Consider the following 11,952-nt stretch of genomic DNA (forward strand, 5'->3'; position numbering starts at 1 on the left):
AAACAGATACCCAGTTAAACAATATGCCGCTCACTCGCTTAAGTGAACGGCATTAAGCGGAATGCTGGCTCTTTGCTTAAAATGTCGAATCAATTATTGGAAGCTTTTTTCTCTTCTAAGAAATTGGCTGCCAGTTCTGGTTTTTCCTGAATCATTATTAAATCTGATAAGATGTTAGCCGCTTCTTTCAGGAATAAGTCTTTCTGATCTTCCTCAACAATATCCGCGTCTTCACTCTCATTATCGGCTACATCTTCTTCATCATCAGCCAGCTCATTAAGAGGTTCCAACCCTTCCATTTTACGACGGAAGTTTTCACGCTTTAAGCGAAGCTCATCATTTTGCTTACGCTCAGCCAGTCGCTCATCATAGTTTAAAGAAACGACTTTATTATCTCTTTTTTCGGTTGCGCGACTGATATCTTCTTCAAGGAAAGCAAACTCCTGATTAGAGTCCTTGCGCTGCTTATGTTGATAGCGCAGGTAAGGAATCGCGTCAGTTAAAGAGTCAACAGACTTAAAGTTAGCCGATTTAATAGTATCCCACGGTAGCGCGTTGTCGTAAGAACTCTCGCCATACTCATTAACATCAAAGATGGTTGGGAACTCGATGTCTGGAGTGACCCCTTTGTTTTGAGTACTTTCACCGGTTACACGATAATACTTTTCAACGGTTAACTTTAAAGCGCCAACCTGTGTTTCAGGGTTGCGGATATATTGGTTAAGGTCAGCAACACTCTGAACCGTACCTTTACCAAATGTGTTTTCACCTAACACAATGCCTCGCCCATAATCCTGGATTGCTCCAGCAAAGATTTCACTGGCACTGGCAGAACCGCCATTTACCAATACGGCCATCGGCCCTTCATACTCAACACCCGACTCCGTATCTTTCAATACACGCAGGCGACCGCGGCTATCGCGTCCCTGCACGACTGGACCTTTATCAATAAATAGGCCGACAAGATTCACGACTTCACTTAAAGAGCCACCGCCATTATTGCGAAGATCGATAACCAGTCCTTCAATATCCTGCTTCTTGAGCTCTTTAATCAAGCGACGAACATCTTTAGTAGTACTGGTAATTTCGCCACCATTACTGTTGGAAGCCACCGTTTCTGAGTAGAAAGATGGTAGCTCAATAACGCCCATCTTGAATTGCTTGTCATATTGCTCTACCTCAATGAGCTTGGACTTGGCAGCCTGATCTTCTAGCTTGATTTCTTCACGCACCAGGCTAACAACTTTAGGCATGCCATCACCGGCTTTGGTATAAGGAATAATTTGTAGACGTACGATACTGCCGGCTTCACCACGGATCAGGTCAACGACGTCATCATTGCGCCAGCCGATAACATCAACCATCTCGCCTTTTTCACCCTGCCCAACCCCAATAATCTTGTCATTTGGGTGAACCTGACCAGACTTGTCAGCTGGGCCTTTGTTAACGATTGAAACGATTTTTGTGAATTCATTTTCCTGAGTGAGAACGGCACCAATACCTTGCAACTTCAAACTCATATTGATGGTGAAGTTCTCAAACTGGCGAGGGGTGTAATAGGTTGTGTGAGGATCAATGGCTGCTGCCACTGAGTTCATAAAATAGCCAAATACATCTTCGCTTTTGGTTTGTGATAAGCGACGAATTGAAGACTGATAGCGCTTGGTAAGTTTTTCCTTAATCTCTTCATCACTCTGATCGGCAAGCTTTAAGTTGAGAGCGTCATTTAAAACCCGTTGCTGCCAAATCTGATTCATTTCTTTCTTATCTTTTGGCCATGGTGCTTCACGACGGTCATACATAAACTCTGTTGAGCTGTCGAAATCCAGTGGTTTCTCAAGTAGCTCCAGGGCATATAAATAGCGTTCACGGAAACGCTCTTCGAATAAGGCAAAAAAGTCATAAGCTAACTCGATACGGCCTGTTCTTAGCGCATCATCAAATAAGGTTTCATAATCATCCAGCTGCTCAATGTCTGCTGCATAAAAGTAGCTACGGTTTGGATCAAGCGACTTTAAAAATTGTTTAAAGGCTTCTTTGGAAAGTTCATCGTCAAAGTCCGGGTGTTCATAGTGACTTTGCATTAACAGAAATGAAACGACTCTACCCGTTTCACGAAATTTATTGTCTGGTTTTAAATTTAAGCTAGCCGGCTCAGGTACGACAAATACCTCTTTCTGTTTAGGAGCCTTATTAATTACAGGTTCCTTGTTAACCTCTTCTGCCTGAATCGTCAGCGGAAGGGCTAAGGCTAGCAAACTAATTAACCATTTATTTTTGCTCATCTAAATACCTTTAATGGGAAAGCTTTCCAATAATGACACAACTCTAGCCTAAAGGTTGCGTATATTTACGTAAATTACAAGCCGTAGAGTGTGTGAAAGTATGTCTTCAACTAAAAAATCTTTTAATATCAATGTCTAATGGCTCTATGTAGAACCAGCCCATTGGGCCCTGCTGCTATTTCAGCATCTTTTTGATTGCCATAAGCCCCTTCAAAAAACTGAATATCCCTGGCTGCGTCATAATTGGAAGCAGTAAATACTTCATCAGGATTCTCCTGAAACCCTCGCACAGGAACCTCAACGACTTCAGGTTTACCGTGCAGCTCATGACTCTCAATATAACGCTGTGCCTTGGGTTTCTGGTCAAATATTGCAATATCCTGATCACCGTCAAGTAAATGCGTTTCTACCACATAAACCTTCATAAGACCTCCCTTTGCAGTAAATTAAAAGGCTGACAGTTTCAGTGTAGCGCCTGATTTTCTATCTAACAAGTAGTGGCTTTATAAGTCTGGGAATTATCACATTATCTGCATGAATTTTGCGCAGATGCTTGTGGTTTGCTGAAAAAATGACACGAAAAAAGGGCCAGAAGGCCCTTTTAAATAGAATCACTCTTGATTACATAAATGCCTGCAATCCAGTCTGAGCTCGACCCAATATCAAGGCATGGATATCATGAGTACCTTCGTAGGTGTTCACTGCTTCGAGGTTCATGACATGACGAATCACATGGAATTCATCAGCGATACCGTTACCACCGTGCATATCGCGAGCCATACGTGCAATATCCAGTGCTTTACCACAAGAGTTGCGTTTAACCAGTGAAATCATTTCTGGTTTAAAACGCTTCTCATCAATCAGACGCCCTACTCTTAAGGCGCCTTGCAAACCAAGGGTAATTTCGGTTTGCATGTCTGCCAACTTCTTCTGGAACAGCTGCATGGAAGCCAGCGGCTTATTGAATTGCTTACGGTCTAAACCGTACTGACGCGCCGCATGCCAGCAGAACTCTGCTGCGCCCAATGCGCCCCAGGAAATACCATAGCGGGCAACGTTCAAGCAACCGAACGGGCCTTTAAGACCTTTAATCTCAGGGAACTTGTTCTCTTCTGGAACAAACACGTTATCCATCACGATTTCGCCAGTGATAGAAGCGCGTAACGCAAACTTGCCTTCAATCTTAGGTGCTGACAGGCCTTCCATGCCTTTTTCGAGGATAAAGCCACGAATCTCGCCTTCATCATCTTTCGCCCAGACAATAAAGACATCAGCGATCGGAGAGTTGGTAATCCACATCTTATTACCGGTTAAGTGGTAACCGCCATCAACCTTTTTGGCGCGGGTTTTCATGCTGGCAGGATCTGAACCTGAATCCGGCTCAGTTAACCCAAAACAACCCACCCATTCGCCAGTCGCTAGCTTTGGCAAGAACTTTTCTTTTTGTGCTTCTGTGCCATAAGCATTGATTGGGTGCATCACCAGACTGGACTGAACTGATAAAGCAGAACGATAACCAGAATCTACACGCTCAACTTCACGCGCGACCAAGCCGTAAGCCACATAAGAAGCGCCGGCACAGCCGTAGCCGTCAATGGTGGAGCCCAGTAAGCCTAACTCGCCTAATTCGGTCATGATGTCACGATCGAAAATTTCATGGCGATTAGCCTCCAATACGCGAGGCATCAGTCTTTCCTGGCAGTAGTCACGCGCAGCATCACGGATCATACGTTCTTCTTCCGTTAACTGCTCATCGAGTAAAAGGATATCGTCCCAGTGGTCAAGTAATGCTTTAGACATGATAAAAATCTGTATGGTTATAGGTAAAAATTGAAGCACCGAATATACGCAATCTGGCCATAATTAACCAGTGGTTATATACAGATCTGACCAGAATTCAAAAGAAAAGTGCCCATTCCTTGGGCTGGATCAATCCTTTTCAGAAGGGATAGAAATTACAGAGTGCTGTAAAAGCGTGTGATGGCAACGGCGAAGCCGCCACGGGTCATTTGATCATACGGATTAAAGTGAGCTTTGATAGTTGGCTCTAACTCAAACATACCCTGCTCTACCGAAAACTGAACATTCAAAATGCCTAAATCAAGTGCCAGCTGGACATAGCCCTTGAGTTCAGCAGGAATCATATCCTGATCTTCAAGCACCACACGATCAGCGCCGAAGATGGCGGTAATATCGCCAGAGAAGCTATTGGCAAGTTCCTCCAGACCAAGCGACTGTACCAATGAATACGCAACATCTATCTTGTTTACACCAGCATTAGGATTAAACATATTGCCATTGGCGCTCATCACTGGCTCGGTAACCTGTGCTCTGTCGCGTAAAGGAGAGCCGCTTTGGGTCACTGCATTGATAGCAGAAACATCTTCGGTTACGTCTATATACTGCTGACTGTCAGCAGCATTGGATTGACGAATACCAGCGCCAAGCGTCAGATAATCAGCCATTTGCGAACGAGTAATTGCTTCATCAGGAGCAAAACCATCAGATAACGCATCAACCAGCTGTTCACTGACTGCTGTTTCAATGAAGGCTTGCGCTGGATGGCCAACCACATCATTCAAGCCCACAAAGCCATCGGTGCGGGTAATTTTAACCACAGCATCAATCTCACCCGGTAATGCATAGCCATTAGTTACATTGGCAGGATCCACATCAACGCCTGAAATACCGCCAATACCATTGGCACGTAAAGTCCAGGTACCGGCTTCTGCAGGAGCAGTTACAGCAATATTCTGGCCTAAGACAGGCAGAGCAATACTGGAGCCATAGCGTTTACCACTTGGGCTGGTTAATGACATGCCTACCGTGTTATCAGCCACGTTAGCACGAACCATTAGCAATGAAGCTTCATCATTAACCTCAAAAGTCACGCCTTCATTTTCACCCACCGGACTAAATGGAACTGTTATCTCGAACTCGCCGGCGATTGAAGTCTGAGCCGCTGCGTTAAATTTACGCTGGATCTTGGTGGTTTCGCCGAAGCTTTTAGTTTCATCAAGAACCGCCTTTACCGCAGCGTAAGCATTCACATAGCCAGCACCACTTTCCCATGGTTCAAGACCTGGCATATTGGTTGCGGTTTCCTGAAGGATACGCTTAACTTCACGCCAGGTAAGATTAGGGTTGGCTTCCAACATCAAGGCAACCACACCTGAAGCATGTGGAGCAGCCATAGAAGTTCCGCTCATGACGGTATAGTAAGGAACATGATCAGCATCCATTACTTCACTGTCTGAAGTGACGCTCAAAGCACTTAAGCTTGAAAGAGAAGCACGCGCAGAAATGACATCCACACCAGGCGCGGTAATTGTCGGGCGATCTTCCCAGGTGAAAGTTTCGCCATCGACAACTGCTTGGCCTGATTTACCTTTTACGCCACGAGAACTGAAATCTGCCAGATTACCCTGCTTGTCACCTGCAGCTACCGTAATAACCCAAGGCGCTTTTTTGAAGTTGCCGGTAATTGTCGCTTCGCCTGAGCCTGAGTTACCCGCAGAGAAAACAACAATAACGCCGTTATCGCTCAAGGCCTTAGTGGCAACATTAGTTGGATCGTCAGGATTAAAATCAGTTCCTGTATCGCCTGTGTTGCCGAATGAGTTTGAAATGACGCGAATGTTGTAATCAAACTGATGTGTAAGGGCATAATCAAAACCACCCAATGTATCCAGAATAAACAAACCTGCACCTGATCCATAACCAATCAGTTTTGCTCCTGGAGCAACGCCCTGATAGAGGCCGCTAGACATTGCACCATTACCACCAATAATACCGGCAACATGGGAGCCATGGCCGCCACCGATATCCGTGTTAGCAACATCCTCCTGATAGGTAATTGGTAAAATGCCTGATAGAGAATTCAGGTTGACCTGAGCTAAAACGTTTTGCGTTACATGGTTCGGATATTTGATATCGCTATGCGTACCATCAACACCTGAGTCATTGATAACAACACCAATACCACGGCCCGAATATGGCATACCCATATTGCGCATAGACTGATCATCGCGTAAACGATCAACACCAGTCAGTTCTGTTGAACCATCATTTTCAAGCGTTAAAGGCGCGTTGTACCAGACTGAGCGTACATCATCGCGTGCATAGATGGCATCTATCTGCTGCTTGGTTGCAGTGATACCCACCATTGGTAACCTGTTGAAGCTCACACCACTATTAACACCTAAACTTTCTAACGCCTGCAGTTGTGATAAAGAAGCCGGCTCATTGCCTTCAAAGGTTACAATAACCTCGAAAACCTCTTGCTCAGTTGCATCAGACAAAAGATCAGAAAGTTGTGGCCCAATTGATTTGGCATGACCTGCCATCGCTGACAAACCTAAACCAGCTGCCAGAATGGCACCGTAAATAGGTTTTGTTTTTAAATTGAATTTACTCATGTTAGAAAACCCCCATTGGATTGAGGGCTTGAGCATCGCATGAACTCAAGGAAAGAATAATTAGGGAAATCCCCTAGTAGGGATTAGGGAGGATACCTGTAGCTTTATAGATTATATTCCTCGATAACCAGCAATCAAGCCAAATATTACAGAAGTAATAAAGGCAATAATCGAACCATATACACCAAAAGGCATTAAGGCGCTTGTATTCCCAGAAAATAAAAAAAGGACTGTGATTATGGAAATAAAAAAACCTGAGATTATTGCTATAAATACTAGCGTTACTACATTTAGCACATACTTTTTTTTCAAAGGCTTTATTATCATAAAATATAAAAGCAAAGTTGATGCGTAAGTAATGGCTAATGTAAAAGCGACAAAAATATCAACCACCCAGCTACGAGATTCCAAAAATATAAGGAGAAGGTAAACAATGATACTAGTAGCCAAAGGTGACATGGCCAAAGCAAGTTTTTCTCGCTGACTTGTAGTGTTTGAATTAAAAGTCATAAATTAAACCAGTAAATTATGCTTTGCTGCATAGCGAACCAACTCGGCAGTATTGGAAACACCCAGTTTTTCCAACACTTTGCCGCGGTGGTTTTCCGCGGTTTTGACACTGATGTCGAGTGCCCGGGCAATATCTTTGGTAGTTTTGCCATCGACCACCAGATGAAAAACTTCGCGCTCCCGCTGGGTTAAATTTTTGTAAGGGTCCTGCCACTCTTTGTCTGGCTGAGAGTACTGGGTCGCCAGTACACTGGCAGCGTATTGGCTGTAATAAGTTTTACCGCTGGCCAACGCTTTCACCGCGTCAATTAGCTCTTCACTGGCGCTGTCCTTTAATAAATAGCCAGAAGCACCAGCTCGTACCATATGAATCACATATTCCTGTTCTTCATGCATGGTCAGAACCAGAATCTTACACTCAGGCAATTTGTCATGTATGCGCTTTACAACCTCCATACCATTCAGTTCGGGCATCGAAATATCAATAACCGCCACCTGGGGTCTGGTTTCCAGGGCTTTTTCCACTGCCTCAATGCCATTGGAAGCTTCGGCAACAACAGTACAATCGGCATCTTTGCTTAACAGGCTGACCAGGCCCTGTCTTAGGATGGTGTGGTCATCCGCCAGCATCACACGAATCATGTTAGAGCGCCTCCTTCACCTATGGAGCCAGTTATAACCACTTTGATTTCACAGCCCTCTCCTGGTTGAGATTCAACCATTAATTGACCGCCAAATGCTGCAACCCGATCTCGCATCGCTGATAACCCAAATCCTTCAGCCGATTCAGATGTTTCTTTGGTCATTCCCACACCATTATCCTTAATCTTAAGCACTAGCATTCGCTCAGTTGCAATTACGGTAATGTCTATATGAGTGGCATGTGCATGTTTAATCGCATTGGTAATCGCCTCTTGCACCACTCTAAAAACCAGGGTTTGAGTTTCGTCATCAAGATTGACTGATAACTGTTCATGCAAATCAATCTTGATCGAGTTCTTTTCACCCATCACCCGCGATAACCATTGCAACGCCGGAATTAGCCCCAGATCGTCGAGTATCCGCGGTCGCATCAGCCGTGAGATTTCACGAGTATCGCTAAGCGCCTGTCTTGCCAGATTTAAAGCTTCATCAAGTTCTTTCGGATCCGGCTGGCCCTCCTTGTACATTTGTTGCAATTGGTTGATTAAGGCGGTTAATAGCTGGCCTACTCCATCATGCAATTCACGAGCAATATACTTTCTTTCATCTTCTTGAACTCGCCACACGCGTTTAGCCAGAGTACGCATTTGTTGATTGCCGGTGAGTAGCTCCTGGGCAATTTTCTGCTGCTTCTGGCTAAGTTCATTGACCAGATCAGAAATATCTTTTTCGCTATTCATTATTCACACTGAGCTCCATTAAGTCATCATCAAAAGCAACAATGTTTTGTTGTTCTATAAATGCCGAATGAGAACCTTCCGGCAGTTGCTTTAACAGATGATTAAGTTGTTGTTGTGCTCGTTGGCGATATAGTGATGGTGATTCACCTGACTGTTCTACCAGTAAAGCGCGCAGGCGATTCAGTTGGAAGCTTCTCCAATAGTCGCCCATTCTGCGCATGAGTTGATCAGCCTGATTTAGTGTCTGTTCCATTTGTTGCCAGTCGTTATTGATAAAATAATAGGACGACTCCAGTTCAAGCAAATAGATGTGCTCGTATTGATGAAGTGTCAAATCATACTGTCGAATTTTCTGGGCCAGCCCCGGAAACTCCTCAGTATTGAATTTGAGAACTCTCCTCGCCTGATCCAGAAAGTATCGAAGCTTGGTGGCTTCAGGAATATTGGTCGTATCAGACATTTCAGCCAGATACTGTTCAGAATCCGTAACCTCGTTCGAGCGCAAAAGCAAAGTTTGATAATAAAACTGCTGTTCGGCACTAGCTTTTTCTATGACCAGTTCATGAATAGACTCAAGCTGTTTCTGAAGTGCATCAAGGCTACCGGTTAACGAATGCCAGTCTGCTAGCCAGAGTCCAAACTCGATAACGCCTCGAATATCATTACGCTGCTGCAATTGTTGATATAAAGATTCAAGCTTGGGTATGCTCTGTTCAAAATTACCCTGTAAAAAACTCAACTTTGCCAAATATGCTTCTGCAACCAGAGCCTCTTCAAATAGGCCTAAATCCTTAGAGTCCTGTAACGCTTTTTCAAAAATAAAATAGGCGCTGCGCCAGTTGCCCATTGCCAGCTCCATCTGTCCGAGATTTTCACGAACCCGGATGACTCCAACTGGATCCTGGACTTTTTGATAGGCCTGTTCTGCCTGCTGCCAGTAGACTAGTGCATTTTCAGGGTTCGACAGCAAATAGTAGATAAAGCCGATATTGTTCATACTTTCAGCTTTAAGCCACTCATCACCGAGATTGATACGCAAAGATAATGCCTGACGATAATTGTCAAGAGCCGTTTCATACAAGCCCTGCTCTTCGGCTAAAACGCCCAGTTCGTTGTAGGCATTAGCTTTGCCTTCGTTGTCGTTGAGAGTCTCATAAACGGCTAGACTCTGCTCCAGATATTGCGTTGCTTCAGCATGCTGGCCCTGGATTGAGTGCACACTGGCAAGGTTAGACATGCTGGTAGCCATACCATTTTGATCATCGGCTTCGTTTCGTTTAAACAAGCCCTGCTGATAATAATCTTGTGCCAGTTCCAGATTGCCCAGACGTTGATAAGCAACTCCCATGGCATTTAGCACATCACCTTCTAAACTGACGTCTTTCAACTTTTTAGCAATAACCAGTGCTTTAACCAAATAGTCGTCCACTGCCGTTTGTGCATCACCAGACCAGATTGACACTTTCGCAAGCTCAAACCAGGCGCTGGGATGATTAGGATCCAGCGCGACGATTTGTTGCAAAGCCTCCTCAGCTTTAGGGAACTGCTGCGTTGTAATATAAAGTTCCGCCAATGAGAATTTAATATCAATATTTAAGGGGTATTGTTCAACCAGCTCTGCATAAACTGCTTCTGCCTGGTCAAACTTTTCAGCAAGTTCATTTAAAATTGCGGTTGAACTTAAATGAATAAAACTTTGTGCAGGACTTAAAGATTGAGATTGTGCAAAGGCACTCTCCGCCTGCTGAATGTCACCGGTATTTAAATAGACCTGACCCAGCTCAAACCATAAATATTCAGAATCCGGTTGAGAATTAATTAGTTCTGTAAGTTGGGTCGCTGCCTGTTGCCACTCGCCCTGCTTAATTAACTCTTGCACGCCACTCTGTAAAATAAAACCGGTACTGCTCTCAGTAGGGACTTCCTGTTCAATTCTGAGCTGTTGATTGAGCTCTAAAGCCAATTGTCTTACCAATGAGTCTGCAGAATCACGCTGCATAGCTACGTCAGAAAGCTGCTGTCGGTTAATCGTATTGCCCGCGATAGATAAGACTTCTACGATCAAAGTATTTTCGTTACTGCCAGAGGCAATCACCTTAGCACTTATGACTTTATCGACTTTTAACAGGTCGGCGATCAACAACAACTGATTGTCGGTCAGCGTAGATTGATAACCTAGCAGATCAAGTGTTTCAAGCACGCGCTCATTATTGACCAGTCTTAGCCTGGGGTTCTGAGCTAATTGATAATTAAGATAATCAGGTATTCCATATTTGACCCAGTTGTCAATTGACTGACCTCGCGTTTCACTCTGTATCGGCAGTATAGCCAAGGATGTGTATTGAGTTGCAGGTAAAGGTTGCGCCTGATAACGCCACCAGAAAACAAACCCCAGAATCATCAGAGCAACAGCGGCAACTAAACCAAAGGTCTTGTTTGACCTTATTTTGGGAGCTTGTTTAATAAGCACATAATCGATGGCTAGTTGCAAGTCTTCCGCTGACGAATAGCGTGTTTGGGTGTAAGGAGATATCAGTTTTAGCACCACTGGCTTGAACTTCTTAAACGCCTTACGAGTTACGGGAAAGTCGTTGGTGCCTTTTTGTTTTTGCTTAATCAGCTCCTCAAGAGTATTGGCATCATAGGGTAAACAATTGCACAAAATTTGATAAAGAATGACACCAACCGCATAAAGATCGATGCTACTACTGATCTCATTCTTCTGTAGATATTCTGGGGGTAGGTATTGCGGTGTACCACTGATGATGCCTTGCTCTTTTGACTCGGATAAAACGGCCAGTCCGAAATCTGCCAGATACAACTGGTCATCGTTATCTATAAGAATATTTTCAGGCTTAATGTCACGATGATAAATGTTATGACTTTCTGCAAAGCTTAGGGCGCCCGTGATCTGAGAGATATAGAGTTCGACCTTGCTTTCTGAAAATGACTCTCCGGAATCACTGTTGCGCTGTAACTTTTGCTCAAGGCTTTCTCCTTCAATCCAGTCCATGGTGAAAAAATGCAGACCCTGATCAGAATAGTACTCATGCACGCGAACGATATTAGGATGAGAAAGCTGCCTGAGAAGGAGAATTTCTTTTTTAAAGTCAGCAAGAGCCTGCTGATTTTTGGATATGAAAGAATGCAGGACTTTTAGCGCAACGGTCACATCTAGCTGCAAGTCTTTTACTTTGTAGACGGCTCCAAATCGACCTACACCCTGTAACTTTTCAACTTGGAAACGTCCAGCCAGAAGGGTTCCAGTTTCAAGAATGTCAAAGTCTTCAATTACTTGAGTCTTTGATAAGTCCCCAGAATCATTTTGGCTTTGCTTCGGGTCATCATTCACCATTG

At 44.2% G+C, this 11,952-nt stretch carries 8 protein-coding genes; all 8 read right to left on the reverse strand.

Annotation, left to right across the window (positions count from 1 at the left end; genetic code table 11):
* Nucleotides 1-89 precede the first annotated feature (89 nt).
* A complete protein-coding gene (locus tag HUJ19_RS09845; RefSeq protein ID WP_290623925.1) occupies nucleotides 90-2,285 on the reverse strand; it encodes a carboxy terminal-processing peptidase in 2,196 nt (731 codons plus the stop codon).
* Nucleotides 2,286-2,413: 128 nt separating this feature from the next.
* Nucleotides 2,414-2,710, reverse strand: coding sequence for a hypothetical protein (locus HUJ19_RS09850; RefSeq protein WP_290623927.1), 297 nt, complete (start codon nucleotides 2,708-2,710; stop codon nucleotides 2,414-2,416).
* Nucleotides 2,711-2,906: 196 nt separating this feature from the next.
* Complete coding sequence (locus tag HUJ19_RS09855) at nucleotides 2,907-4,085, reverse strand: acyl-CoA dehydrogenase (protein WP_290623929.1); 1,179 nt, start codon at nucleotides 4,083-4,085, stop codon at nucleotides 2,907-2,909.
* Nucleotides 4,086-4,240: 155 nt separating this feature from the next.
* A complete protein-coding gene (locus HUJ19_RS09860) occupies nucleotides 4,241-6,703 on the reverse strand; it encodes a S8 family serine peptidase (RefSeq protein WP_290623931.1) in 2,463 nt (820 codons plus the stop codon).
* 111 nt (nucleotides 6,704-6,814) lie between these two features.
* Entirely contained in the window at nucleotides 6,815-7,213 is a 399-nt protein-coding gene (locus tag HUJ19_RS09865; RefSeq protein WP_290623933.1) for a hypothetical protein, read from the reverse strand.
* A gap of 3 nt (nucleotides 7,214-7,216) precedes the next feature.
* A complete protein-coding gene (locus HUJ19_RS09870) occupies nucleotides 7,217-7,855 on the reverse strand; it encodes a response regulator transcription factor (protein WP_290623935.1) in 639 nt (212 codons plus the stop codon).
* Nucleotides 7,852-8,595 carry a sensor histidine kinase gene (locus HUJ19_RS09875; protein WP_290623937.1) on the reverse strand — a complete coding sequence of 248 codons (744 nt, stop codon included), beginning with the start codon at nucleotides 8,593-8,595 and terminating at the stop codon, nucleotides 7,852-7,854. Before HUJ19_RS09875 ends, HUJ19_RS09870 begins: the two co-directional genes overlap by 4 nt.
* The gene (locus tag HUJ19_RS09880) at nucleotides 8,588-11,950 is read right to left on the reverse strand and encodes a serine/threonine-protein kinase (protein ID WP_290623939.1); all 3,363 of its coding nucleotides are present in this window, start codon (nucleotides 11,948-11,950) and stop codon (nucleotides 8,588-8,590) included. The genes HUJ19_RS09875 and HUJ19_RS09880 overlap by 8 nt, the downstream gene beginning before the upstream one ends.
* Nucleotides 11,951-11,952: the final 2 nt, after the last annotated feature.

This window comes from Kangiella sp., from assembly GCF_014762745.1.
Lineage (GTDB): Bacteria > Pseudomonadota > Gammaproteobacteria > Enterobacterales > Kangiellaceae > Kangiella.